Below are 24,606 nucleotides of genomic sequence, written 5' to 3'. Positions count from 1 at the left end.
GTTTGTTTTTTATTGCGCCAGGAGATGGTGCTTTCCTACTCTTTTTTCGTACCACTTAATACCTGCACGAACTAATGATCCGGTTGAATCAATATATTTATCCGGTGACTGTTTAACCGCTTCGGCAAGGATCACAGGAACTTCCGTACAGCCCAGAACGATAACTTCAGCACCGCGTGAGAAAAGTATTTCGGCTTGTTCAAGCATCATTTTTTGCGCGTGCTTAAGATCACCTGCTTTTAAGCAATAAATACTTTCCATCACTTTTTCCTGACTGGACGTATCAGGACTGATGCAGCTTAAGCCAAGAGATTCTATACCTTTTTGATAAAGTCCCATGTAGAGTGTGGCGTTGGTTGCCAGCAGCCCAATACGGGTTTTTCTGCATTTTTCAACCTCATTCATCGTTGTATCAACAATGCTTAGCAGGTCTATATGGCAGGAATCTTTTAATTCATTGAACCAAAAATGGGCGGTATTACAGGGAATCACAATACACTCCGCCCCGGCATCTTCCAGTTTATGCAGATAATCACGCATAGCGGGAAGAGGGGAGCGACCATGATGCATCAGAGCATCGGTCCGGTCGGGAATATCAGGAATAGATGAAATAATTAATGGAATATGTTCCTGATCGCACTGTGCTGCCGTATAAGTGACAAATTTATTAAAAAGATCGACGGTTGCAGCAGGACCCATTCCGCCAAGTACGCCAATTAAACCTTTCACGATTTATACCTCATTTAACCGTTAATAAATAATCTGTATTTTTTCTTTCGCTAATGTTTAACAGCTGATGACGGCGATGAGAAATGCAATAATGTTTGCTGTAATGCAAAAACCGCATGATTGTGAGTGTTGAGTCAGGGGCAGAATGCCAGCGCCCGGCAAAGAGTATGGGTTCTGGTCAGAATCGAGCGCGAACATATGGGAGAAACCATCAGGAGGTTAATGTCAAAAACGAAGGTGTCATGCAAAAAACGAATCACTAATTGCTGAGAGTCAATGATATGTCCTGAAATTCTCAGGCATGATGTTATATGCTCATGGACATATTTAAATACCTGTGTGACCGATATGAAAAACATCGAGACAAAATGGTTATATGATTTTTTGACACTGGAAGCCTGTCGTCATTTTTCCCAGGCTGCTGAGCAACGTAATATATCTCAACCAGCATTTAGCCGACGGATCAAAGCGCTCGAGTCGGCGGTAGGAGTCATGTTATTTGATCGCACCACTTCGCCGTTGCAACTTACGGAAGAGGGGAAGTTGTTTCACTCGCAGACACGAAGCTTATTGCAACAGCTGGAATGTAATCTGGATGAGCTAAGCGGTCATAACTTGCTAGGAGTGCCGAATATTAAAGTTGCGGCGGCACATTCGCTGTCGCTTACCATGCTACCCAGATTAGTTCACTCGATGGCAGCCTACGGCGAAGAATTTGTTTATCACGTTGAGGCCATTGATGTTGTGCAGGCGGTTAACACCCTGCGAGAAGGGAAAAGTGATTTTATTATCTCATTTCGCGATGAAGACCTGATGCAGTCACCTTTTTGTGGTCTGAAAGTTTTTGAATCAGAGCTGTACCCTGTTTGTGCTGCTGATGAGCAGGGTAAACCGTTGTTTGATATCTGGCAGCCGCAGGTGCCGATATTGAACTACACCAGTACATCTTATATGGGGCGGTTGGTTAACCGCCATCTGGCGGAAGTGGGCGGTATTACGGGACGCACGTTATTTATGTCTTCGATGAGTGAGTTGCTGAAAAATATGGCGCTTGATGGACATGGTATCGCCTGGTTACCCGCATGGTCGATTGTTAACGAACTGCGCACAAAACGGTTGGTTTCACTGGCGGTACCGGAGCTAATGGTGCCAATTCAGGCCTATATTTACAGGATGGATACCCGGTTGAATAAAACAGCTGAAAATTTCTGGGGCATCTTGCGTAACCATATGCCAGAGCTTTGATTTTCACTTCTGAGGCGCGCCAGTTAGTCTGGCGCGCGGGAACGATGTTACGCGACTGCTTTTTCTGTTTGCTGGGCTTTCAGCCAGGCTATCTCTTCTGCCCAGATATCAGGGTTGATGGTCTCAAGTACCAGTGGAATACCGTCAAAACGCTTGTCCTGCATGATCCAGCGGAAGGCATCGTGACCGATGTTGCCTTCGCCTAAGCTGTGGTGGCGGTCAACACGGCTGCCAAATGTGCTCTTGGCATCGTTGAGATGCATCCCGCGTAAATAATTAAAGCCGACGATGCGTTCAAATTCCGCAAAGGTCTTTTCGCACTCGGCAGTAGTGCGTAGATCGTATCCGGCAGCGAAGGCGTGGCAGGTATCGATGCAGACACCGACACGGGTTTTATCTTCTACGCCATCAATAATGGCCGCCAGATGCTCAAACTTAAACCCAAGATTACTGCCCTGTCCGGCGGTATTTTCAATGACTGCCGTCACGCCCTGAGTCTGAGCGAGGGCAATATTGATCGACTCCGCGATCCGCGCCAGGCACTCATCTTCCGGGATCTGCATCAAATGGCTACCAGGGTGAAAGTTAAGCAGAGATAAGCCAAGCTGCTCACAGCGCTGCATTTCATCAATAAAGGCATCGCGTGATTTTTCCAGCGCGTCGCTCACCGGGTGTCCGAGGTTAATCAGGTAGCTGTCGTGAGGCAGGATTTGTGCCGGAGAAAAATGGTACTTCTCGCAGGCTGACTTAAAGTCATCTATGACTTCGGTCGTCAACGGCGCGGCGCGCCACTGGCGCTGATTTTTGGTGAACAGGGCGAATGCGGTCGCTTCGATTTCCGCGGCTCGAATAGCGGCGTTAGCCAGACCGCCAGCGGCGCTTACGTGCGCTCCAATATATTTCATAAGTTAAACCCGCCATACTCAAAAGGGGAGAGTATAGCGGGTTAACAAGGGTTAGTCGTGATCGATCATGCCATCAGCGCGTGGATGGCAACGTTAATCGCACCGCCGCCCACAATCAGCCAGACAAACAGAACAAGCGCCATCAGTAAGGGTTTAGCACCTGCTTTCTTCAGTGCACTGACGTGAGTGGTAAGCCCAAGTGCGGCCATCGCCATCGCCAGCAGAACTGTATCCAGCGTAACCAGCATGTCCACTACGGATTTCGGTAGCAGGTGGAACGAGTTGAAAATCGCAACCACAATAAACAGGATGGCAAACCACGGAATAGTGATTTTACTTTTTTCCCCTCCGGTCGCCGGAGACAGCTGTTTCACACGGGCAGCCAGGATGATGAGGAATGGAGCCAGCATCATAACGCGCAACATTTTTGCAATCACTGCCGCGTTTTCTGCATCCGGGGTAATTGCATGTCCGGCGGCGACAACCTGTGCTACTTCATGCATGGTAGAGCCAATGTAAATCCCATAGGTTTCCGGGCTAAACCAGTGCGCCAGCAGTGGATACATTGCCGGGTACAGGAAGATTGCAATCGTACCGAAGATAACCACAGTTGCGACAGCGACTGTCACTTTACTGGCTTCTGCTTTGACTACCGGTTCTGTTGCCAGCACCGCGGCTGCACCGCAAATGCTGCTCCCGGCACCAATGAGCCAGCTGGTGTGCCGATCCAGGCCAAACACTTTCTGCCCAAGGAAACAGGCAAGCATAAAGGTACTGGTCAGCGTCAACACATCGATCACGATACCGCTGACGCCAACGTCAGCAATCTGCGCGAATGTGAGGCGGAAGCCGTAGAGGATTATCCCCAGGCGTAATAAATGTTGTTTGGCAAACAGTACGCCACCGTCACAGCTTTTCCAGATGTGTGGATAGACGGTATTACCGAGAACCATCCCCAATAAAATGGCTAAGGTGAGGGCGCTGAACCCGGCACCCGCTACGGCGGGAATGGAACCACCCCACAAAGCGGCCCCGGTGATAACTGCACTCAGGGCAAGCCCCGGAATAAAATGCCACACTGTACGTCGATGATTCTGTAGGGCGAGTTCTGTCATGACCCCTCCTGTGAATTGGAATGAAATCTTTGACAAAATAGTAAGGTGAAGTGGCTTAAAAATAAAATTGATTATATATTTATAATTAATCTTTATAAGTGGTAAGCACGGCTACCTGGTGGAAAACGACTATGCATATCACCCTACGACAACTTGAAGTGTTTGCTGAGGTACTGAAAAGCGGCTCGACGACTCAGGCATCTGTGATGTTGTCATTGTCGCAGTCGGCGGTTAGCGCCGCGCTTACCGATTTAGAGGGGCAACTTGGTGTCCAGCTATTTGACCGCGTGGGTAAGCGCCTGGTCGTTAATGAGCACGGGCGATTACTCTATCCTCGCGCGCTGGCGCTGCTTGAGCAAACAACTGAAATTGAACAGCTTTTTCGTGAAGATAATGGCGCTATTCGCGTATACGCCAGCAGCACCATTGGTAATTACATTCTTCCTGCCATGATCGCCCGCTACCGGCAGGATTTTCCTGATTTGCCACTGGAGCTGAGCGTGGGCAACAGTCAGGATGTTATCAACGCCGTACTGGATTTTCGGGTAGACATTGGGCTTATCGAAGGCCCTTGCCACAGCACGGAAATTATCTCTGAACCGTGGCTGGAAGATGAGCTGGTGGTCTTTGCTGCGCCGTCTTCGCCATTAACGAAGGGGCCCGTTACGCTGGAACAACTGGCAGCGTCGCCCTGGATCCTCCGCGAGCGTGGTTCCGGTACGCGTGAGCTTGTTGATTACCTGCTGTTGTCGCATTTGCCGAGGTTTCAAATGGCCATGGAGCTGGGTAATTCAGAAGCGATTAAACATGCTGTGCGTCATGGATTAGGTATTAGCTGTCTGTCGCGTCGTGTCATTGAGGAACAGTTGCGGGCCGGAACGCTGAGCGAAGTTCCCGTGCCACTACCGCGGTTAGTTCGCACCCTCTGGCGTGTCCATCATCGTCAAAAACACCTCTCCAATGCGCTGCTGCGTTTTTTACGTTATAGCGATCAGGTGGAACAGGCCGGGTAAGACGCAGGTGTGTCGGAAGCAGGTAGTGCCGACACGCTCTTACCTGATGGCGCTATGTTTATCTGGCCTGCACGCTTTCAAATCTCTGCTTTACTTATAATCCGCGGCCAGTCATGAAGGTCTCTTATAACAGCGCATTTGTGCCGGAAGAATGCCGTTTCGTCTGCTACAATCGCGCCTCATTTTTTGGATGGATAGCATTTTCACATGGTTTCCGAAACTAAAACCACAGAAGCGCCCACGCTACGTCGTGAACTGAAAGCGCGTCACCTGACGATGATTGCCATTGGTGGCTCCATCGGTACGGGTCTTTTCGTTGCATCTGGTGCAACCATTTCTGCGGCGGGTCCTGGCGGCGCGCTGTTTTCCTATATTCTGATTGGTCTGATGGTGTACTTCCTGATGACCAGTCTTGGTGAATTAGCCGCGTATATGCCGGTTTCCGGTTCGTTCTCCACCTACGGTCAGAACTATGTAGAAGAAGGCTTTGGCTTCGCGCTGGGCTGGAACTACTGGTACAACTGGGCGGTAACCATTGCCGTTGACCTTGTGGCTGCACAACTGGTGATGAGCTGGTGGTTCCCGGATACGCCCGGCTGGATCTGGAGTGCGTTGTTCCTGTGCGTCATCTTCCTGCTGAACTACATCTCGGTCAGGGGTTTTGGTGAAGCGGAGTACTGGTTCTCGCTGATCAAAGTTACCACCGTTATTATCTTCATTGTGGTTGGCGTGATGATGATCGTCGGTATCTTTAAAGGCGCTCAACCGGTGGGCTGGAGCAACTGGACGACAGGTGAGGCTCCTTTTGCCGGTGGTTTTGCGGCGATGATTGGCGTGGCGATGATCGTCGGTTTCTCTTTCCAGGGCACCGAGTTGATTGGTATCGCTGCAGGCGAATCTGAAGATCCTGAGAAGAACATTCCTCGCGCTGTGCGTCAGGTGTTCTGGCGAATCCTGTTGTTCTATGTGTTCGCTATTTTGATCATCAGCCTGATTATTCCATACACTGACCCAAGCCTGCTGCGCAATGATGTTAAAGACATCAGCGTCAGTCCGTTCACGCTGGTATTCCAGCACGCCGGCCTGCTTTCTGCGGCGGCGGTGATGAACGCCGTTATCCTGACAGCGGTATTGTCGGCGGGTAACTCCGGGATGTATGCGTCAACGCGTATGCTTTATACCCTGGCATGTGATGGTAAAGCGCCGCGTATTTTCGCTAAGCTGTCTCGTGGCGGTGTACCGCGTAATGCGTTATATGCGACCACGGTGGTGGCAGGGTTGTGCTTCCTGACTTCAATGTTTGGCAACCAGACTGTGTACCTGTGGCTGCTGAATACCTCCGGGATGACGGGCTTTATCGCCTGGCTGGGGATTGCCATTAGCCACTATCGTTTCCGTCGTGGCTATGTGCTGCAGGGGCATGATGTGAAGGATCTGCCGTATCGTTCAGGTTTCTTCCCGCTGGGTCCGATCTTTGCTTTCGTGTTGTGCCTGATTATTACGCTGGGACAAAACTACGAAGCATTCCTGAAAGATACCATTGACTGGGGCGGTGTGATGGCAACCTATATCGGTATCCCGCTGTTCCTGATTATCTGGTTTGGCTACAAGCTGACAAAAGGGACCCATTTTGTTCGCTACAGCGAAATGCACTTCCCGGGGCGAGTGAAGAAATAACCTTTTAGACAGACCTGTCCGGATCCAGCATTTATGCCGTCATCCGGCAGACAAAATAACAAAAACCCCGGCATTATTCGTGCCGGGGTTTTTTATTGCACTGTACTTAGAAGTTGTAAGTCAGGCCAACGGTATAGCGACGACCATCGAGAACGGTGTCGTAGGTATCGTAATTGATTTGCTTATCCAGAACGTTATACACGCCAGCAGTCAGCAACAGATCTTTGTTGGCGTAGTAACGCAAGCCGACGTCAACCTGAGTATAGGAAGGGGTTCCTTGTGCCATTGAGGTACGGCTCAGGTACTCGGATGTTTTACCGCGCAAGTTCAGACGGCTCCAGAAGCCGATATCCTGCGTAGCCTGCCAGTCCAGCGTAGTGTTAAACATATGTTTTGGCATTTTATTCAGCGGCTGACCAGAGAACTGACCGCTTTTCTGCTCAGACTCGGTGTAGGTGTAGTTAGCTGTCCAGTTGAGGTCAGAGGTAATCTTCCAGCCGAAGGTGGACTCTACGCCGCGCATGTTGGCTTTATCAACGTTAACCCGATCGCTGACAAAATCGTAACTGGTTGTGCCGATGGTGCAGGCAGGATCGGAACTGCTGTTACAGCGGCGAACTTCGGTAATTTTGTTTTTGAAGTCAGTGTTGAACAGAGTGACGCCTGCGTTGAGGTCGTTACCGTTGTCCCACAGCAACCCGATTTCTTCACTCAGGCTTTTCTCCGGTTTCAGATCCGGGTTGCCTACAATGATACCGTTCAGGCGACCACCGCCGGTGACCTGTCCCCAACTGGCAGATGACTGACGCAGGTCTGGTGCACGATAGCCTGCTGAAACACCGCCTTTTAAGGTCCATTGATCGCTAAGATGCCATACGCCATAGCCACGCGGTGTCCAGTTATCACCGTAGTTTTCATCTTTGTCCATACGCAGACCACCGGTCAGCGTAAAGGTATCGGTAACGGCCCATTCATCTTCGGCAAACAGCGCCCAGCTCCAGCGAGTTAGCTTGTTCAGACCATCTGCCGCTTGCAACTGGTTACCGTTATCGCGCAGTTTTTCATAACGGTACTGTCCACCCGCCGTCAGGGTATGTGCCCCGAGGAAGATCTGGTTCTGGTTATTGAAGATGGTGTTGTAGGACTTCATCTGGCGACCGGGATTCTCGCTCTCTTCCTGCTGAACATAGCTGGTGGTATTGAAGTCGTCATAGTAACCGCTGTGGGTTAATGAATAGGTGGTGTGCACATACTTGCTTTCGCTTTTGCTGTTTGGCTTACAGGTGCCGTTGCGGCAGCTCTCTGCGGCCATTGACTTGCCTGGCGTGCTGTCGCGATCCTGCAGTTCACGTGCGTAATCGAAGTCAATATCGTTTTTATCATCCGGCGTAAAGTTCAGGGTTAATCCCCCGCTACGCATACGCTGCTCATTGTAACCATTGACGATTTCATCTTCCGCACGGTGAGAGAATAAACCGGTGACTTTTGCGCCGAGTAACCCGTCAATCAGCGGCCCGGAAGCATAAGCGTTAGTCTGGTAAATATCGCCAGAATCCCGGTCTTCCTGGAAAGTGGCATCGCCATGCAAGGAGCCGGTCCAGGCTTTGGTATTCGAGACTTTTTTGGTAATTACGTTGATGACGCCGCCCATCGCATCAGAGCCGTAGAGCGAAGACATAGGGCCACGGATCACTTCGATACGTTCGATGGATTCCAGCGGCGGGAGCCAGCCTTGCTCAATGCCAGAGTTATCGCTGTTGGGACGTGTACCACGCGTGCTGATACGGTTACCGTTTACCAGGAAAAGCGTGTATTTCGAAGCCATCCCGCGAATGCTGATATCGCTGCTGCTACCCCCACCTGTTACGACGACGCCAGGTACATCTTTTAGCGCATCGGTGACATCACGGTAAGCTTTATCCTCTATCTGCTGCTTGGTGATCACAGAAATAGAGGCGGGGGCGGCCTGAATTTTTTTCTCAAACCCCGTGGCTGTAACAACGACGGTATCCTGGTCAGCAGCATAGACGAGTGATGGGAGACTGGCGACGCATACTGCGGCAGCAACAGCCTTAACGTGAGGTATAGTCATTTGTATCATTCCATTTAAATGAATTTACCCGTAATACTTCAAGTTGCAGGTGTGCTGACTAAGCTCGTTCACCCCAGGAACGTACTTATGTGCGTTCCTGGGATTTACTCCCCTGCCGCATGATCCGGCAAGAGAGCCTCACCCCTTCGGGGCCAGCACTGTTCAAAATGCAATTGCATTTTGTCCTACAACTCGAATTCTTAGGGTAACGATCAACTCGTCATGACAAAGGCCATGACAATTATATGTATTTGTCTTTTAAGGACTCTTTTAAGTAAAGAAGCTAGGAGATTGTACAAAAGTGTGAATGTTTGTAAACACAAATGATAATTGGAATCATTTGTGTTTGATATGATTGGCAAGGAAAATCTTTTTCAGTCAATGAGATAGCGGCAAAATAAAAATGGAGAAAAAATGAGGAAATGATGGAGAAACAAAGAGGGCGGACGCCCTCAGTGCGTTACTTCAACAGATATTGTGCGTGGAAGCGCAGATGATCTTCAATGAACGACGCAATAAAATAATAGCTATGATCGTATCCGGGCTGAATGCGTAACGTCATCGGCCACGCCGTCTGACGAGCCGTTTCTGCCAGCACCGCAGGTTGAAGTTGATCGGCAAGGAACTGATCGCTGTCACCCTGATCGATGAGTGTTGGAATGGCATCTTCTGGCTTACTGGCTAACATTAACGCGCAGCTATCCCATGCGGCCCAGGTCGTCTTATCATCGCCCAGATAGGCACTAAATGCCTTTTCTCCCCACGGAACACGGCATGGGTTTACGATTGGCGCAAACGCGGAAACACTGGTGTATTTACCGGGGTTTTTCAGCGCCATAATCAGTGCGCCGTGACCGCCCATGGAGTGTCCGCTGATGGCGCAGCGATCGCCGACGTTAAACTGTGACTGAACCAGCGCCGGAAGCTCATCGCGCAAGTAGTCATACATGCGGAAATGCGAAGCCCATGGCTGCTGTGTGGCATTGAGATAAAATCCGGCACCTTGACCTAAATCGTACCCGTCATCATTGGCCACCTGTTCACCGCGCGGGCTGGTATCTGGCATCACCAGAACAATCCCCAACTCAGCTGCAATACGCTGCGCGCCTGCTTTGGTAGTAAAATTCTCATCATTGCAGGTCAGACCCGACAACCAATACAGTACCGGAGGCGGGGTGTTATCGCGCGGCGGAGGGAGAAAAATGCTGAAAGTCATGGTGCAATTTAACGTAGCGGAGTCGTGACGCCAGCGTTGCTGCCAGCCTTCAAAACAGCGGTGCTCTTCAAGCATTTCCATGCGTGGCTCCTTGTTGTGTCGAATCTGAATGTGTTTGCGAACCCATCATAATACAGATTATTCATTGCACTGTGAGTAACTTTCACTTCCGCATTGGGCAAACATACTTCATCATCTATATAACTTTACATTAACACTCATACTCACCGGGTTGAACGGCAAGTAGGATCTGTGCATTAACAGGCTGCACCAATTTCAATAATTATCGCGGTGAATACTGGATTATGTGCGCCGCCTCACGCACAATGTTCTGGCTGTGACACAGCCTAAAAACTTTGCCCCACGCAGGGCAGAGGCGCCACACCTGCAGGAGAAGAAGAAATGTCATCACTCAGTAAAGAAGCGGCCCTGGTTCATGAAGCGCTGGTCGCACGTGGTCTCGAAACCCCGTTGCGCCCGCCCGTGCATGAGATGGATAACGAAACGCGCAAACGTCTTATCTCCGGCCATATGACCGAGATTATGCAATTGCTCAATCTTGATTTGAGCGATGACAGTCTGATGGAAACCCCACATCGCATCGCTAAAATGTATGTTGATGAGATTTTCTCCGGTCTCGATTACGCGAACTTCCCGAAAATTACCGTCATTGAAAATAAAATGAAGGTTGATGAGATGGTCACGGTTCGTGATATTACGCTGACCAGCACCTGTGAGCATCACTTTGTCACAATCGATGGCAAAGCGACGGTGGCGTACATCCCGAAAGAGTCTGTGATTGGCCTGTCGAAGATTAATCGCATTGTGCAATTCTTTGCGCAGCGTCCACAGGTACAAGAACGTCTGACTCAGCAAATTTTGACCGCGCTGCAAACGCTGCTCGGTACTAATAATGTGGCGGTTTCAATTGATGCGGTGCATTACTGCGTGAAAGCGCGCGGTATCCGTGATGCGACCAGTGCGACCACTACCACCTCGCTTGGCGGGCTGTTTAAGTCCAGCCAGAATACGCGTCAGGAATTCCTGCGCGCCGTGCGTCACCACAACTGATTAGGGCAGGGAACCATGGAGCGTAATGTCACGCTGGATTTTATTCGTGGCGTTGCCATCCTTGGTATCCTGCTTCTCAATATTAGCGCCTTTGGTTTGCCGAAGGCGGCATACCTGAACCCTGCCTGGTATGGCAACATTACCCTGTCGGATGCCTGGACCTGGGCGGTGCTTGATCTCTTCGCGCAGGTGAAGTTCCTTACTCTTTTTGCGCTGTTGTTCGGCGCAGGCCTGCAAATGCTGTTGCCGCGCGGCAAACGCTGGATCCAGTCGCGACTCACTCTGCTAGTTTTGCTGGGTTTTATTCACGGCTTATTATTATGGGATGGCGATATCCTGCTGGCATACGGCTTAATTGGTCTTATCTGCTGGCGGCTGATCCGCGACGCTCCTTCGGTCAAAAGCCTGTTTAATACCGGTGTGCTGCTCTACCTCGTAGGTATCGGCGTATTGCTGCTGCTTGGCGTTATTTCCGGGAGCGAAACCAGCCGGGCCTGGACGCCGGATGCCTCTGCACTGCTGTATGAAAAGTTCTGGAAGGTTAACGGCGGTATGGAAGCGGTCAGTAACCGCGTGGATATGCTGTCGAACAGCCTGCTGGCACTGGGGGCGCAGTACGGCTGGCAGCTTGCGGGAATGATGCTGCTCGGCGCGGCATTGATGCGCAGCGGCTGGCTGAAAGGACAATACAGTTTGTCGCATTATCGTCGTACCGGCGCGTTGTTGGTCATCATCGGAATGGCGATTAACCTGCCGGCTATCGTCGCCCAATGGCATCTGGAGTGGGCATATCGCTGGTGTGCTTTTCTGTTACAAGCCCCGCGAGAACTGAGCGCACCGTTTCAGACTATCGGTTACGCCGCATTGATGTTTGGTTTCTGGCCGCAACTTAACCGCTTTAAATTTGTTATTGCCATTGCCTGCGTAGGACGCATGGCATTGACCAATTATCTTCTGCAAACGCTCATCTGCACCACACTGTTCTATCAGTTTGGTCTGTTTATGAAGTTTGACCGGCTGGAACTGCTGTATTTCGTTATCCCTGTTTGGGCTATAAACCTTCTTTTCTCCGTCATTTGGCTACGTTTTTATCGGCAAGGTCCGGTGGAGTGGCTGTGGCGTCAACTAACCCTGCGTGCCTCAGGGGCGTCATTGCCGGGAACATCCAGATAACGATCTGGATCACATTCATTAACAAAATGGATGTAAGCGTTTTCATTCCTGTGACATGACTCACGCAGTGCTATTCATCGTGCTGACAAAATACACAATCCAGGGTGTCTGTGGGCAACCGCAATCTCAAACAGGGTAGTGAATATGATCACCATACGTGATGTGGCACGTCAGTCTGGCGTTTCTGTGGCGACCGTTTCCCGCGTACTGAATAACAGCGCGTTGGTGAGTCCAGATACTCGCGAAGCGGTAATGAAGGCAGTGACTCAGCTAGGCTATCGGCCCAATGCTAATGCGCAAGCGCTGGCCACGCAGGTGAGTGACACTATTGGTGTAGTGGTGATGGATGTTTCAGATGCGTTCTTTGGTGCGCTGGTGAAAGCCGTAGATATGGTTGCCCAGCAGCATCAGAAGTATGTGCTGATTGGTAACAGTTATCATGAAGCAGAAAAAGAACGTCATGCCATCGAAGTCCTGATCCGTCAGCGTTGTAACGCGCTGATTGTTCACTCAAAAGCGTTGAGTGACCAGGAACTGGGGGAGTTTATGGATCAGATCCCCGGAATGGTATTGATCAACCGTATTGTGCCGGGCTACGCCCACCGTTGTGTCTGCCTGGACAATATCAGCGGGGCCAAAATGGCGACCCGCATGCTGCTCAATAACGGGCACCAACGCATAGGGTATCTGGCGTCAAGTCATCGTATTGAAGATGACGCGATGCGTAGAGAAGGGTGGCTAAGCGCGTTGAAAGAAAACGGAATTACTCCGGCAGAAAGCTGGGTTGGCACCGGTTCGCCCGATATGCAGGGCGGAGAATCAGCGATGGTGGAACTGCTGGGACGTAATTTGCAACTGACGGCGGTCTTCGCTTACAACGACAATATGGCCGCCGGGGCGCTTACTGCGCTAAAAGACAACGGCATCGCCATTCCGTTACATCTGTCTATCATTGGTTTCGATGATATCCCTATTGCGCGTTACACCGATCCGCAGCTGACGACCGTGCGCTATCCTATTGCATCAATGGCAAAAATGGCGACAGAGCTCGCACTACAAGGCGCTGCGGGTACGTTGGATCCTGCGGCGACCCATTGCTTTATGCCAACGCTGGTGCGTCGTCATTCTGTGGCGTTGCGGCAGAATGCGGCACCGATCACTAACTGATAATGTCACTCGATGTAACCGTTTTCAATATGTGAGTAAATTCACAGTATCTTAACAATGCCATAGCTATGATGACACTGTTTGTTGCGCTGTAACTACTATGTAACGGTGAATAATCACTTTCATCGAGGTATAGGCGTCTTAAACAAAAATTAAAGCCTGTTTTTGGAGCGTTGCCAGACACGGAAGAAATATTTTTAAAAGTGAGCTTCGGCGTTCAGTAACAGTTTAGTAACGTTCTGCCCTGCCGAGCATTTATCTCAAGTACTACCCTGCATAATAAAACCGGAGATACCATGAATAAGAAGGTGTTGACCCTGTCTGCTGTAATGGCAAGCATGTTATTCGGCGCGGCTGCGCACGCTGCTGATACCCGCATTGGTGTGACGATTTATAAGTATGACGATAACTTTATGTCTGTGGTGCGTAAGGCTATTGAGAAAGATGCCAAAGCGGCGCCAGATGTCCAGTTGCTGATGAACGACTCCCAGAACGATCAATCCAAGCAAAACGATCAGATTGATGTATTGCTGGCAAAAGGCGTTAAAGCACTGGCTATCAACCTGGTTGACCCGGCTGCAGCAGGCACGGTAATTGAGAAAGCTCGTGGCCAGAACGTACCGATTGTGTTCTTCAACAAAGAACCTTCACGTAAAGCGCTGGACAGCTATGACAAGGCCTTCTATGTCGGTACCGACTCTAAAGAATCTGGCATCATCCAGGGTGATTTGATTGCTAAACACTGGGCAGCAAACCCGAACTGGGATCTGAACAAAGACGGTAAAATTCAGTTTGTTCTGCTGAAAGGCGAGCCGGGACATCCGGATGCTGAAGCACGTACTACCTACGTGATTAAAGAGCTGAACGACAAAGGCATTAAAACTGAGCAGCTGCAGTTAGATACCGCCATGTGGGATACCGCTCAGGCGAAAGATAAAATGGATGCGTGGATGTCCGGTCCAAACGCCAACAAAATTGAAGTTGTGATTGCGAATAATGACGCAATGGCAATGGGTGCAGTTGAAGCGCTGAAAGCACACAACAAAACCAGCGTTCCGGTATTTGGCGTGGATGCGTTGCCTGAAGCTCTGGCTCTGGTGAAATCTGGTGCAATGGCCGGTACCGTGCTGAACGACGCCAATAACCAGGCGAAAGCAACCTTCGATCTGGCGAAAAACCTGGCTGAAGGCAAAGGTGCGGCAGACGGCACAACCTGGAAAATTGAGAACAAAATTGTTCGCGTTCCGTATGTAGGTGTCGATAAAGACAATCTGGCTGAGTTCACCAATAAATAAGTCTATACACACCATACATCAAGTTGCCTGTGCGTTGGTTGTGCTCGTTCACCCCAGTTACATAGTTATCTATGTGGCTGGGGATTCACTCACTCACCGCCTTCCTGCAACTCGAATTTTTTAGTGTATATGTCTGTGGGCGCAATTCTGTTGCGCCCTCAATTACGCACTCAGCAAGGCCAACAAGGTATAATTATGGTCAGCACTAATACTCAGTCGTCAGGCGAATACTTGTTGGAAATGAGCGGCATCAACAAGTCCTTTCCCGGCGTTAAGGCTCTTGATAATGTCAATTTAAAAGTCCGCCCACATTCTATTCACGCCTTAATGGGGGAGAATGGAGCTGGAAAGTCAACATTATTAAAATGTCTTTTTGGAATCTATCAAAAAGATTCCGGTAGTATTTTATTTCAGGGTAAAGAAATCGATTTTCATTCTGCTAAAGAAGCGCTTGAAAATGGTATCTCGATGGTACACCAGGAATTGAACCTGGTATTACAACGTTCCGTAATGGACAACATGTGGCTAGGGCGTTATCCCACCAAAGGCATGTTTGTCGACCAGGATAAAATGTACCGGGATACCAAAGCGATATTTGATGAACTGGATATTGATATCGATCCGCGTGCGCGCGTCGGTACATTGTCAGTTTCGCAAATGCAGATGATAGAAATTGCTAAAGCGTTTTCGTACGATGCCAAAATCGTCATCATGGATGAACCTACCTCGTCTTTGACGGAGAAAGAGGTTAATCATCTGTTCACGATTATTCGTAAACTGAAAGAGCGTGGATGCGGTATCGTTTATATTTCTCACAAAATGGAAGAAATCTTCCAGTTGTGCGATGAAATTACCGTGCTACGTGATGGTCAGTGGATTGCGACCCAGCCACTGGAAGGGCTGGATATGGATAAGATCATCGCCATGATGGTGGGACGTTCGCTGAACCAACGTTTCCCGGATAAAGAGAACAAGCCTGGCGAAGTGATTCTGGAAGTGCGTAACCTGACATCTCTGCGTCAGCCGTCGATTCGTGATATCTCTTTTGACCTGCATAAAGGGGAGATCCTTGGCATTGCCGGTCTGGTTGGTGCAAAACGCACAGATATTGTTGAAACACTTTTTGGTATTCGTGAGAAATCATCAGGTACGATTACGCTACACGGCAAAAAAATTAATAACCACAGTGCGAATGAAGCCATTAACCATGGTTTTGCGCTGGTGACGGAAGAACGTCGCTCAACGGGCATTTATGCTTATCTGGATATCGGTTTTAACTCGTTAATATCCAATATCCAAAACTATAAAAATAAAGTTGGCCTGTTGGATAATACCCGTATGAAAAGCGATACCCAATGGGTAATTGACTCCATGAGGGTGAAAACACCAGGTCACCGTACACAAATTGGTTCACTGTCCGGTGGCAACCAGCAAAAGGTAGTTATTGGCCGTTGGTTGTTAACACAGCCAGAAATACTGATGCTGGATGAGCCAACACGTGGGATCGATGTTGGTGCAAAATTTGAAATTTATCAGTTAATTGCGGAGCTGGCGAAAAAAGGGAAGGGGATTATCATTATTTCCTCCGAAATGCCGGAGCTGTTAGGTATTACCGATCGTATTCTGGTTATGAGCAATGGTCTTGTGGCTGGAATTGTTGAAACTAAAACGACAACGCAAAACGAAATTCTCCGTCTTGCGTCTTTGCACCTTTAAGATTAGGGGCTCCTCATGAGTGCGTTAAATAAGAAAAGTTTTCTTACTTACCTGAAAGAAGGCGGAATTTACGTTGTTCTTTTAGTTTTGCTGGCGATTATTATTTTCCAGGACCCTACTTTCTTAAGTTTGCTGAACTTGAGTAATATTCTGACGCAATCCTCGGTGCGTATTATTATCGCACTGGGCGTTGCCGGACTGATTGTCACCCAGGGGACAGACCTGTCTGCAGGTCGTCAGGTTGGTCTGGCTGCGGTGGTCGCGGCTACCTTGCTGCAGTCGATGGAGAATGCCAATAAGGTGTTCCCGGAAATGGCCACCATGCCGATCATCGTGGTGGTGCTGATTGTCTGTGTTATCGGTGCCATTATTGGTCTGGTGAACGGTATCATCATTGCGTACCTGAATGTGACCCCGTTTATTACCACTCTCGGTACGATGATCATCGTTTACGGTATCAACTCACTGTATTACGACTTTGTCGGGGCCTCGCCAATTTCTGGCTTTGACAGCGGATTCTCCACCTTTGCGCAGGGCTTTATTGCGCTGGGTAGTTTCCGACTCTCCTATATCACTTTCTACGCATTGATTGCAGTGGCCTTTGTTTGGGTACTCTGGAACAAGACCCGCTTTGGTAAAAACATTTTCGCTATCGGCGGTAACCCCGAAGCGGCGAAAGTATCTGGCGTTAACGTCGCGCTGAACCTGCTGATTATCTATGCGCTGTCTGGCGTGTTCTATGCTTTCGGTGGCTTACTGGAAGCCGGACGTATCGGCTCTGCGACCAACAACCTCGGCTTTATGTATGAGCTGGATGCGATTGCGGCGTGCGTGGTCGGCGGCGTGTCGTTCAGTGGTGGTGTCGGTACCGTATTTGGTGTTGTGACCGGTGTTATTATCTTCACCGTTATCAACTACGGTCTGACCTATATCGGCGTGAACCCTTACTGGCAGTACATTATTAAGGGCGGCATTATCATCTTCGCGGTGGCGCTGGACTCACTGAAATACGCACGTAAGAAGTAACGTAACTATGCAAAAGCCCGGTGCAGAGAAATCTGCCCCGGGCTTTTCTGTTCTTCGTGTTACAGCGTTAGCGCATGTTCTTTCTCACCGGCTTTAAATTTTACCTCCCCTAAATCGATACAGGCTACCGGGCAGACGTGACCGCACAGCAGACAACCCACGCATTTTTCGGTGTTGCAGTGTGGTGTACGGGTTTCTTCATTCCATTCCATCGCCTGATGTCCACCGTCATAGCAGGAGATGTAGCAGCGCCCGCAGCCAACGCATTTATCGAGGTTGATATGTGGGTAGACAATATAACTGCGGTCAAGATCCTCGGCGGGAATGATATTGGTATTGGCAAGGCCAACCATATCCTCCAGCGAATCAAAGCCCTGATCGGCAAGATAGTGCGACAGCCCGCTGGTCATATCCTCCACAATCCGATAGCCATACTGCATGATCCCGGTAGTGACCTGCAGCGTAGCGGCACCCAGGAGCAAGAATTCAGCAGCATCTTCCCAGGTTTCAATGCCACCAATGCCGCTAATCGGAAAATCTTGTAGTTCAGGGTGGGTACGCAGTTGTTGTATAAAACGTAGGGCGATGGGTTTTACTGCCTTGCCGGAGTAGCCGGAAATACTGGATTTGCCGTTGACTACTGGCATGCCGATTTTCCGGTTCAGGTCGATATTGGTGATAGATTTTACGGTATTGATGGTGGCAATACCGTCGGCACCTCCGCGTTTAGCCGCCAGAGCCACTTCACACATATCGCCAATATTGGGTGTCATTTTGGCTAACATTGGCAGTGAAGAACCGCGTTTAACTGCCCGACAATATTTCTCGACCAGCTCCGGGCTTTGTCCCACATCGCTGCCCATCGCATGAGATGTCATCTGCGGACACGAGAAGTTGCACTCGATCATATCCGCACCCGCTTCTTCGACCAGGTGTGCCAGCTCCTGCCATTGCTGCTCATTTTCCCCCATGATCGATGCGATTAGCACTTTATCCGGGTAATTTTGCTTCAGCCTACGAATGGCGGCCAGATTCTCTTCCAGTGGGTGTTCAGCAATTTGCTCCATATTTTTGAAGCCAATGAAGCCAGTATCTTCTTTGGTCAGATGGTCAAAGCGTGGGGAGACTTCATTGGCGATAAAGAAACCAATTGTTTTAAAAACAATTCCGCCCCAGCCGGTATCGTAGGCTTTGGCGCACATCTCATAACAGTTACCCACCGGAGAAGAAGAGAGGCAAAACGGGTTGGGAAATTTTACGCCGCAAAAAGTAATAGAAAGATCTTTTGTTAACATGAGCAAGCTCCCTCTAAATAGTGATGAATAGCCTGAGCGGCTTCTTTCCCGGTTTTCACGGCATAGACGACGGTTTTATCGCCTTTAACGATATCGCCCGCGGCAAACAGAACCGGATCGGCGGTTTGATAATTTTGCGTATCGATAAGATTACGCTCTGGCTTTAATGCCGCGAAACCATCAAGTTGAGCGTGTTGGCCAACGGCGAGAATAATCTTTTCGGCTTCAAACGTGAGTTCTCCTGGCTGACGAACATGCTTAAAGGTGACTCTATTCCCGGTAACCTCTACGGGTGTGAAGCCGTCAATGATCGATACGTCTAACGCTTGCGTACTGGTGAACTCTTTGTCGCTGGCGGGGAGTTCAGCGAGTTCTTCACGTGCGACACAGGTGACTGACGGACAGCCAAGGAGTTTTAACGTACTGGCGACATCCATTGCCACATCGCCGCCACCGATGATCAACGCACTTTGCGGTACAGCAATATCGCCGCCGGACTGGCGGGCACGTTGCAGGAAATCGACGGCAATCTCGACATTATTTGCATTGTTAAACAATGGCAGGGTCGAGCCGTAGGACATGCCTACGGTAAGCAGTACAGCGCGATTTTCCGCTTTAAGTTGCTCAACGGAGAGGGCGTTGCCGACTTCACAATGGCATTTAATGGTGACGCCCATTTCAACGATACGAGCAATCTCGACATCCAGAACAGATTGCGGCAGCCGAAACTCAGGAATGCCATAGCGCAGCCAGCCGCCTGGCTGAGGCTGTTTTTCGTAAATTGTCACGTCGTAACCCAGATTGCTCAAGGTTACACTGGCCTGCAACCCTGCCGGGCCTGCGCCGATAATGGCAATCTTGCCCAGCGTTTTTGTTCCGGGTTGATAAATTTTCATTGCCGTCTGCTGTTCAAAATCGGTAATAAAACGTTGCAGACGTGCGATATCGATAGGTTTATCAATTCCTGAACGCGTACACCCGCGTTGACATAATTTTTCGGTTGGACATACCCGGGCGCATACGGCTCCGAGCGCATTATTTTCACGGATCGTTTCGGCTGCGCCTTTAAAATTGCGAAAATAAATAGAGCGAATAAATTTCCCGGGATCGGTTTGCGCCGGACAATCCTGGCTACAGGGGGCATCGTGACATAATAAACAGCGGGAGGCCTCTTTTATTGCTAATAATGGCGTAAAAGCAGGCGTCAGCTCATCCAGATAATTTTGTTGTGGCATATTTTCTTCCTTAATGCTTGAGTAAATTAAGGCGAACCGTTAATAACAAAATATAAAATTAGAAAAAATAATTTCTAAGGCTATTCTCAAGGCTAGCACTGCAGGAAGAGTATTCTGTGAAAGGATTCACAAATAGAGGACAGTGTCAGGGAAATGCTGGTGGACAGCATTTATCCCTTATATTGAAATAACAATTGTTCTCATAATATTAGTTATTCTCAAACACTAATATTACATAAATGTCCTTATCGATAAAAGACTAAATAAATAACCATCCCAAAAGATAAGCATCCGCACCCGGCATAAACAAGAACGTAACACCAGAATTGCAGTGGATCTTCATTGCGGTAGGCATATACCGGTTCACGTGCGTTCTTCTTTATTTTATCAACGGCCCCAGAGCGCCAGCCTTTCCATGCTTCACGAAAGCAAAACACAGGGATGAGAAGAAAGGCCAAAACGACGAAGAGTGTTTGCACATCCATGCTTATTTTCCTTGTTTCTTTTGTAATTCAAGTAACTGTTCTGGCGTTACCGCCGGATAACCCTGAGCATCATCCGGTACCTGATGCATTGTCGGGATCGGCACCAGCGGGCCTAAAAAACGAGGCTCGCGCTTAAAGAGATAGAGATCGGCCAGCGCCCCAAAACGGGCGCCGAATTCACGTACCCGTACGGTCAGCATATCTTTAGGTGAAGGCACCGCGTAGCACTGGGCTTGAATGCCCATATGAAGTGCAATAAACAAGGCGCGTTCACAGTGGAATCGCTGGGTAATGATGATGAAATCATTGGTATCAAACACTTTGCGGGTCCGCACAATGGAGTCGAGCGTGCGGAATCCGGCATAATCGAGCACGATGTCGGCAGGATCGACGCCTGCGGCAATCAGATCTTTACGCATCGTCATCGGTTCGTTATAGCTTTGCTGTGCGTTATCGCCGCTGAGTAGCAGGTAATTCACCTTACCGCTGTTATAAGCGTTTAATGCGCCCTGAATGCGGTAGCGGTAATACTGGTTAATGACGCCGGTACGGTAGTATTTCGCTGTGCCTAATACCACGCCGACCTGGCGATAGGGTAAATCCTGCAATTCGTCGTAGATGTAAGGTGCTGTCTTCCAGCTCATCCATCTGTCGAGACCAAGCACAGTTAACAGCAGCAAGCCGATCAGGACTAACAAGCTGTAAAACACGCGCTTTAACATGCGGAAAACTCGATAATTGGATGGAATTTCAATCAGGCTACTGTACCCGACGGCGTAGCGCAAGAAACAGCAACCTGATTGAGGGGATTTTCAACAATCCAGCCGTGATAAGCGTCGAGCCATCAGGAAATTAACCCAGCAGTACGCGACTGATGTTATTGCATCCCAATGCTTTCAGGGTAGCGGAAGTGGCGTCCCACTGGATTAATGGCGCATCGGCTTTTTCTGCCAGCACCGCGCGTTGAATGTCCGGGTAATCATAGCCGTTGAGGTTCAACAGGTTTAATGCGCCCTGCAGCGGAGGCAGAGTTGGGTTGAAGGCGGCGTTTTCAGCATAGCTGCCACTGAAGATTTGACCATCTTTGCACTCCAGCGCAACACCGCTCGGGGAGCGACTGTATGGCATATGACAATGATTAGCGGCGGTAATCGCCGCCTGGGTCAGCGTATCGCCTTCCAGCGCGAAGCCGTGATCCTGCTCATCCATCAACAAGGTTTTGATGTCTAAATCTTTCGGGCCGAAAGCATCCGGCAGATAGTCGCGCAGGGCGTGCGGCTCACGTCCTGGCAGGTGAATGCGTAAATCCAGCCCGCTGTTCAGTTCATTCATAAACTGACGGCAGTGACCGCAAGGGGTGTAGTTTACGGTGATGGCGGCGAGTCCCTTTTCACCGCGTAACCAGGCGTGACTGATGGCGCTTTGCTCGGCATGAACAGTTTGCTGCATCGTCGCGCCAAGGAACTCCATATTCCCACCGAAATACCAGGTACCACTGATACCACGCGCAATTGCGCCAACGTTAAAATGGGAGAGATCGGTACGAGCGCAGGCAGCAGCCAGCGGCAGCAGAGCGAATGCCAGCGCGTCTTCGTCCAGTCCCGATTCGCGTTTAAGCACAGAGACCTGCTCAGCAGTTAACATGGCGGGGAAATGAACATCCGCCAGAAGGGGAGCCAGGGCTGATTGCAAGTTATCCGCGAGTTGGGCAAAAGAAGTTTGAAAACGTGGATGCATGGCGATGCCTCATAACAATGTAATGGAATCGTAGTTTACGGGCCTGTTACGCCTTTATATGTGATTCATATCTCATTATGTATGCAACTTATGAAACTTAAATTAAAAATGTGCAACGCATCGCAAATAAATGACCTAAAAATCAGGATTAGCCGAACAGTGCCAGAATAACCGGGAACAGGAACGGAGCCACCAGTGAAGTGATTATCCCGCAAATGACCAGCGCCAGAGAACTAAATGCGCCTTCCTGGTAGTCAAGCTCAGCACAGCGTGCGGTGCCCAGGGCGTGCGAGGCAGTACCCATTGCCAGCCCACGTGCAGCCTTGGTGCGAATCCGCATTGCATTCAGCAGAGTATGGCCAAATACGGCACCGAGGATGCCGACAAAAATAACACAGACAGCGCTGATTGCCGGGATGCCGCCGATACTTCCACCTACCGCCATGGCGATAGGTGTTGTCACTGATTTAGGCATGATAGACGCGGCAATTTCCGGTGAAGCCCCCAGTAGCAAAGCAATAGATGTGCCGGTAACCATCGCCACTACGCTGCCTGCGAAACAGATAGCAATAATGGACTTCCAGCGGGCGCGGATTTGGTGCAATTGCTCATACAGCGGATAGGCCAGCGCGACCACCGCAGGCTGCAGTAAATCGTTGAGAACCTCGCTGCCTTTAAAATAGTGATCGTAGGGAATACCGGTCAGGATCAGAAAGGGAATAATGACCACCATGGCGACGAGCAGTGGATTCAGCAGCGGCATTTTGATCCGCATAGCCAGCTTACGAGCGGCAAAAAATACCGCCAGCGTGAGGGGTAACGACCACCAGATATACGACATCATTCTTTAGATCCTTTCTGCCCAACGATTTTTCGTTCACCGTGCACAAGATGCGAGCTCCAGCTCACTACCAGGAAAACGACCAGTGTACTAATGGTGCAGGACACCACCACCGGACCAAATTGCGCACGGAGCAAGTCAAAGTACTGCATGATCCCTACACCAATTGGGACAAACAGAAGGGCCATATAGCGAATCAGGACATAGCAACCTGGATTAACCCATTTCGCAGGCAAGATTTGCAGCGCCAGCAGGACAAACAGGATTAGCATGCCGATAATGCTGCCCGGAATAGTTATGGGGAGCAGGGAAGCAAGAAAAATACCTGCATAGAGGCAGGCATAAATCAGTACGAAAGCGCGTATATATTGCCAGATAATATTCAGTGACTTGCTCATAGTAGAAACCCTTGACGAGACTGATTCATCATACAATTAAACTTTAAAACGTGCTACCGATCACATCATGAATTCTAAGCATAGTGGAAATAGATAACGGGAACATCGGCTAAACTCTGCGCTGAATACAGAATAGCGGTAAGTAACAGCTTCTCTGTGCTTTAAACCCTATCTCAGAGAAGTTACCATAGCGCCTCTCTTTTTTGCGGGTAACAATATGCGTGTTTTACTGGCGCCGATGGAAGGTGTGCTCGACTCACTGGTTCGCGAGTTGCTGACTGAAGTCAATGACTATGATCTCTGTATCACCGAATTTGTCCGGGTGGTGGATCAACTCCTGCCGGTAAAAGTGTTCCATCGCATTTGTCCTGAGTTGCTCAACGCCAGCCGTACGACATCCGGCACACGGGTGCGCATACAACTGCTGGGGCAGTATCCGCAGTGGCTGGCGGAGAATGCGGCCCGCGCGGTTGAACTGGGCTCGTTTGGTGTCGATCTGAACTGTGGCTGCCCGTCGAAACTGGTTAACGGCAGTGGCGGCGGCGCAACGTTATTAAAGGATCCGGAGCTTATCTACCGGGGGGCAAAAGCGATGCGCGAGGCCGTTCCGGACCATTTGCCGGTGACGGTAAAAGTTCGCCTCGGCTGGGACAGCAGCGACAGACAGTTTGAAATTGCCGATGCCGTTCAGCAGGCAGGTGCCAGCGAGCTGGCGGTTCATGGCCGAACCAAAGAGCAGGGCTACAAGGCTGAGCACATTAACTGGCAGGCTATTGGTGAAATTCGCAAACGTCTCACTATCCCGGTTATCGCTAATGGAGAAATCTGGGACTGGCAGAGTGCCCAGGATTGCATGGCTATTACCGGATGTGACGCCGTGATGATAGGACGTGGTGCACTCAACATCCCTAATCTTAGTCGTGTGGTGAAATACAACGAACCGCGTATGCCGTGGCCTGATGTGGTGACGTTGCTGAAAAAATATACCCGGCTGGAAAAACAGGGCGATACCGGTCTATACCACGTGGCGCGTATCAAACAGTGGCTGGGATATTTACGTAAAGAGTATTCAGAGGCGACAACGTTGTTTCAGGAAATTCGCGCATTAAATAATTCACCGGATATCGCGCGTGCGATTCAGGCCATTGACTGTTAACTGAGCGCTGATACCTCTG

At 49.7% G+C, this 24,606-nt stretch carries 22 protein-coding genes; 10 read left to right on the top strand and 12 right to left on the bottom strand.

Annotated elements, in window-relative coordinates; all coding sequences use genetic code 11:
* Nucleotides 1–9: 9 nt before the first annotated feature.
* The gene (locus tag LG384_RS15260) at nucleotides 10–729 is read right to left on the bottom strand and encodes an aspartate/glutamate racemase family protein (protein ID WP_045445049.1); all 720 of its coding nucleotides are present in this window, start codon (nucleotides 727–729) and stop codon (nucleotides 10–12) included.
* Nucleotides 730–1,068: 339 nt separating this feature from the next.
* On the opposite strand from LG384_RS15260, the gene hypT reads away from it, so the two are divergent.
* Nucleotides 1,069–1,974 carry a hypochlorite stress DNA-binding transcriptional regulator HypT gene (gene hypT, locus LG384_RS15255; protein WP_075261762.1) on the top strand — a complete coding sequence of 302 codons (906 nt, stop codon included), beginning with the start codon at nucleotides 1,069–1,071 and terminating at the stop codon, nucleotides 1,972–1,974.
* A gap of 47 nt (nucleotides 1,975–2,021) precedes the next feature.
* Here the strand turns inward: hypT and nfo are convergent, their stop codons facing one another.
* Complete coding sequence (nfo, locus tag LG384_RS15250; RefSeq protein ID WP_048221041.1) at nucleotides 2,022–2,879, bottom strand: deoxyribonuclease IV; 858 nt, start codon at nucleotides 2,877–2,879, stop codon at nucleotides 2,022–2,024.
* A 65-nt stretch (nucleotides 2,880–2,944) separates the two neighbouring features.
* On the bottom strand, nucleotides 2,945–3,994 hold the full coding sequence (locus LG384_RS15245; RefSeq protein ID WP_048221042.1) for a YeiH family protein: 1,050 nt from the start codon (nucleotides 3,992–3,994) through the stop codon (nucleotides 2,945–2,947).
* A 131-nt stretch (nucleotides 3,995–4,125) separates the two neighbouring features.
* On the opposite strand from LG384_RS15245, the gene yieE reads away from it, so the two are divergent.
* Nucleotides 4,126–5,007 carry a DNA-binding transcriptional regulator YeiE gene (gene yieE / locus LG384_RS15240; protein WP_045445036.1) on the top strand — a complete coding sequence of 294 codons (882 nt, stop codon included), beginning with the start codon at nucleotides 4,126–4,128 and terminating at the stop codon, nucleotides 5,005–5,007.
* A 207-nt stretch (nucleotides 5,008–5,214) separates the two neighbouring features.
* A complete protein-coding gene (gene lysP / locus LG384_RS15235) occupies nucleotides 5,215–6,684 on the top strand; it encodes a lysine-specific permease (protein ID WP_045445033.1) in 1,470 nt (489 codons plus the stop codon).
* A gap of 106 nt (nucleotides 6,685–6,790) precedes the next feature.
* Here the strand turns inward: lysP and LG384_RS15230 are convergent, their stop codons facing one another.
* Entirely contained in the window at nucleotides 6,791–8,776 is a 1,986-nt protein-coding gene (locus tag LG384_RS15230; RefSeq protein ID WP_225761178.1) for a ligand-gated channel protein, read from the bottom strand.
* A gap of 460 nt (nucleotides 8,777–9,236) precedes the next feature.
* The gene (gene fghA, locus LG384_RS15225) at nucleotides 9,237–10,073 is read right to left on the bottom strand and encodes an S-formylglutathione hydrolase (RefSeq protein ID WP_045445026.1); all 837 of its coding nucleotides are present in this window, start codon (nucleotides 10,071–10,073) and stop codon (nucleotides 9,237–9,239) included.
* 321 nt (nucleotides 10,074–10,394) lie between these two features.
* On the opposite strand from fghA, the gene folE reads away from it, so the two are divergent.
* The 6 genes from folE to mglC all read left to right on the top strand — a co-directional run bounded on the left by folE (nucleotide 10,395) and on the right by mglC (nucleotide 17,440).
* Entirely contained in the window at nucleotides 10,395–11,063 is a 669-nt protein-coding gene (gene folE, locus LG384_RS15220) for a GTP cyclohydrolase I FolE (RefSeq protein ID WP_043000121.1), read from the top strand.
* Nucleotides 11,064–11,078: 15 nt separating this feature from the next.
* On the top strand, nucleotides 11,079–12,236 hold the full coding sequence (gene yeiB, locus LG384_RS15215; RefSeq protein WP_225761177.1) for a DUF418 domain-containing protein YeiB: 1,158 nt from the start codon (nucleotides 11,079–11,081) through the stop codon (nucleotides 12,234–12,236).
* 144 nt (nucleotides 12,237–12,380) lie between these two features.
* Entirely contained in the window at nucleotides 12,381–13,403 is a 1,023-nt protein-coding gene (galS, locus tag LG384_RS15210; protein WP_045445018.1) for an HTH-type transcriptional regulator GalS, read from the top strand.
* Between the two features lie 296 nt (nucleotides 13,404–13,699).
* Nucleotides 13,700–14,698 (top strand): galactose/glucose ABC transporter substrate-binding protein MglB, encoded by a 999-nt coding sequence (gene mglB / locus LG384_RS15205; protein ID WP_045445015.1) that lies wholly within the window; start codon nucleotides 13,700–13,702, stop codon nucleotides 14,696–14,698.
* 195 nt (nucleotides 14,699–14,893) lie between these two features.
* Entirely contained in the window at nucleotides 14,894–16,414 is a 1,521-nt protein-coding gene (mglA, locus tag LG384_RS15200; RefSeq protein WP_045445012.1) for a galactose/methyl galactoside ABC transporter ATP-binding protein MglA, read from the top strand.
* A gap of 15 nt (nucleotides 16,415–16,429) precedes the next feature.
* A complete protein-coding gene (gene mglC / locus LG384_RS15195) occupies nucleotides 16,430–17,440 on the top strand; it encodes a galactose/methyl galactoside ABC transporter permease MglC (RefSeq protein ID WP_003027393.1) in 1,011 nt (336 codons plus the stop codon).
* A gap of 59 nt (nucleotides 17,441–17,499) precedes the next feature.
* Here the strand turns inward: mglC and preA are convergent, their stop codons facing one another.
* From preA to LG384_RS15160, 7 genes are all read right to left on the bottom strand, one after another.
* On the bottom strand, nucleotides 17,500–18,735 hold the full coding sequence (gene preA / locus LG384_RS15190) for an NAD-dependent dihydropyrimidine dehydrogenase subunit PreA (RefSeq protein ID WP_200012777.1): 1,236 nt from the start codon (nucleotides 18,733–18,735) through the stop codon (nucleotides 17,500–17,502).
* Entirely contained in the window at nucleotides 18,729–19,970 is a 1,242-nt protein-coding gene (locus tag LG384_RS15185; RefSeq protein ID WP_225761176.1) for an NAD(P)-dependent oxidoreductase, read from the bottom strand. Before LG384_RS15185 ends, preA begins: the two co-directional genes overlap by 7 nt.
* 245 nt (nucleotides 19,971–20,215) lie before the next feature.
* Nucleotides 20,216–20,455, bottom strand: coding sequence for a DUF2542 family protein (locus tag LG384_RS15180; RefSeq protein ID WP_048221049.1), 240 nt, complete (start codon nucleotides 20,453–20,455; stop codon nucleotides 20,216–20,218).
* A gap of 2 nt (nucleotides 20,456–20,457) precedes the next feature.
* On the bottom strand, nucleotides 20,458–21,177 hold the full coding sequence (gene sanA, locus LG384_RS15175; protein ID WP_045449709.1) for an outer membrane permeability protein SanA: 720 nt from the start codon (nucleotides 21,175–21,177) through the stop codon (nucleotides 20,458–20,460).
* A 130-nt stretch (nucleotides 21,178–21,307) separates the two neighbouring features.
* Nucleotides 21,308–22,192 carry a cytidine deaminase gene (gene cdd / locus LG384_RS15170; protein WP_045444996.1) on the bottom strand — a complete coding sequence of 295 codons (885 nt, stop codon included), beginning with the start codon at nucleotides 22,190–22,192 and terminating at the stop codon, nucleotides 21,308–21,310.
* A 148-nt stretch (nucleotides 22,193–22,340) separates the two neighbouring features.
* Nucleotides 22,341–23,036 (bottom strand): CidB/LrgB family autolysis modulator, encoded by a 696-nt coding sequence (locus LG384_RS15165; RefSeq protein WP_045444993.1) that lies wholly within the window; start codon nucleotides 23,034–23,036, stop codon nucleotides 22,341–22,343.
* Nucleotides 23,033–23,431, bottom strand: coding sequence for a CidA/LrgA family protein (locus tag LG384_RS15160; protein ID WP_045444991.1), 399 nt, complete (start codon nucleotides 23,429–23,431; stop codon nucleotides 23,033–23,035). Before LG384_RS15160 ends, LG384_RS15165 begins: the two co-directional genes overlap by 4 nt.
* A 217-nt stretch (nucleotides 23,432–23,648) precedes the next feature.
* Between LG384_RS15160 and dusC the strand changes: the two genes are divergently transcribed.
* A complete protein-coding gene (gene dusC, locus LG384_RS15155) occupies nucleotides 23,649–24,587 on the top strand; it encodes a tRNA dihydrouridine(16) synthase DusC (RefSeq protein WP_225761175.1) in 939 nt (312 codons plus the stop codon).
* Nucleotides 24,588–24,606: the final 19 nt, after the last annotated feature.

This window comes from Citrobacter sp. Marseille-Q3906 (assembly GCF_916618775.1).
Taxonomy (GTDB): Bacteria; Pseudomonadota; Gammaproteobacteria; order Enterobacterales; family Enterobacteriaceae; genus Citrobacter; species Citrobacter murliniae.
The sequence above is the reverse complement of the archived record's forward strand: the minus strand, read 5'-3'. Positions and strand labels throughout refer to the sequence as shown.

What these genes read in the sequence shown, in the direction of transcription:
- nfo (WP_048221041.1), bottom strand. Translation starts at nt 2,879, where the DNA reads ATGAAATATATTGGAGCGCACGTAAGCGCCGCTGGCGGTCTGGCTAAC.
- LG384_RS15245 (WP_048221042.1), bottom strand. Translation starts at nt 3,994, where the DNA reads ATGACAGAACTCGCCCTACAGAATCATCGACGTACAGTGTGGCATTTT.
- yieE (WP_045445036.1), top strand. Translation starts at nt 4,126, where the DNA reads ATGCATATCACCCTACGACAACTTGAAGTGTTTGCTGAGGTACTGAAA.
- lysP (WP_045445033.1), top strand. Translation starts at nt 5,215, where the DNA reads ATGGTTTCCGAAACTAAAACCACAGAAGCGCCCACGCTACGTCGTGAA.
- LG384_RS15230 (WP_225761178.1), bottom strand. Translation starts at nt 8,776, where the DNA reads ATGACTATACCTCACGTTAAGGCTGTTGCTGCCGCAGTATGCGTCGCC.
- fghA (WP_045445026.1), bottom strand. Translation starts at nt 10,073, where the DNA reads ATGGAAATGCTTGAAGAGCACCGCTGTTTTGAAGGCTGGCAGCAACGC.
- folE (WP_043000121.1), top strand. Translation starts at nt 10,395, where the DNA reads ATGTCATCACTCAGTAAAGAAGCGGCCCTGGTTCATGAAGCGCTGGTC.
- yeiB (WP_225761177.1), top strand. Translation starts at nt 11,079, where the DNA reads ATGGAGCGTAATGTCACGCTGGATTTTATTCGTGGCGTTGCCATCCTT.
- galS (WP_045445018.1), top strand. Translation starts at nt 12,381, where the DNA reads ATGATCACCATACGTGATGTGGCACGTCAGTCTGGCGTTTCTGTGGCG.
- mglB (WP_045445015.1), top strand. Translation starts at nt 13,700, where the DNA reads ATGAATAAGAAGGTGTTGACCCTGTCTGCTGTAATGGCAAGCATGTTA.
- mglA (WP_045445012.1), top strand. Translation starts at nt 14,894, where the DNA reads ATGGTCAGCACTAATACTCAGTCGTCAGGCGAATACTTGTTGGAAATG.
- mglC (WP_003027393.1), top strand. Translation starts at nt 16,430, where the DNA reads ATGAGTGCGTTAAATAAGAAAAGTTTTCTTACTTACCTGAAAGAAGGC.
- preA (WP_200012777.1), bottom strand. Translation starts at nt 18,735, where the DNA reads ATGTTAACAAAAGATCTTTCTATTACTTTTTGCGGCGTAAAATTTCCC.
- LG384_RS15185 (WP_225761176.1), bottom strand. Translation starts at nt 19,970, where the DNA reads ATGCCACAACAAAATTATCTGGATGAGCTGACGCCTGCTTTTACGCCA.
- LG384_RS15180 (WP_048221049.1), bottom strand. Translation starts at nt 20,455, where the DNA reads ATGGATGTGCAAACACTCTTCGTCGTTTTGGCCTTTCTTCTCATCCCT.
- sanA (WP_045449709.1), bottom strand. Translation starts at nt 21,177, where the DNA reads ATGTTAAAGCGCGTGTTTTACAGCTTGTTAGTCCTGATCGGCTTGCTG.
- cdd (WP_045444996.1), bottom strand. Translation starts at nt 22,192, where the DNA reads ATGCATCCACGTTTTCAAACTTCTTTTGCCCAACTCGCGGATAACTTG.
- LG384_RS15165 (WP_045444993.1), bottom strand. Translation starts at nt 23,036, where the DNA reads ATGATGTCGTATATCTGGTGGTCGTTACCCCTCACGCTGGCGGTATTT.
- LG384_RS15160 (WP_045444991.1), bottom strand. Translation starts at nt 23,431, where the DNA reads ATGAGCAAGTCACTGAATATTATCTGGCAATATATACGCGCTTTCGTA.
- dusC (WP_225761175.1), top strand. Translation starts at nt 23,649, where the DNA reads ATGCGTGTTTTACTGGCGCCGATGGAAGGTGTGCTCGACTCACTGGTT.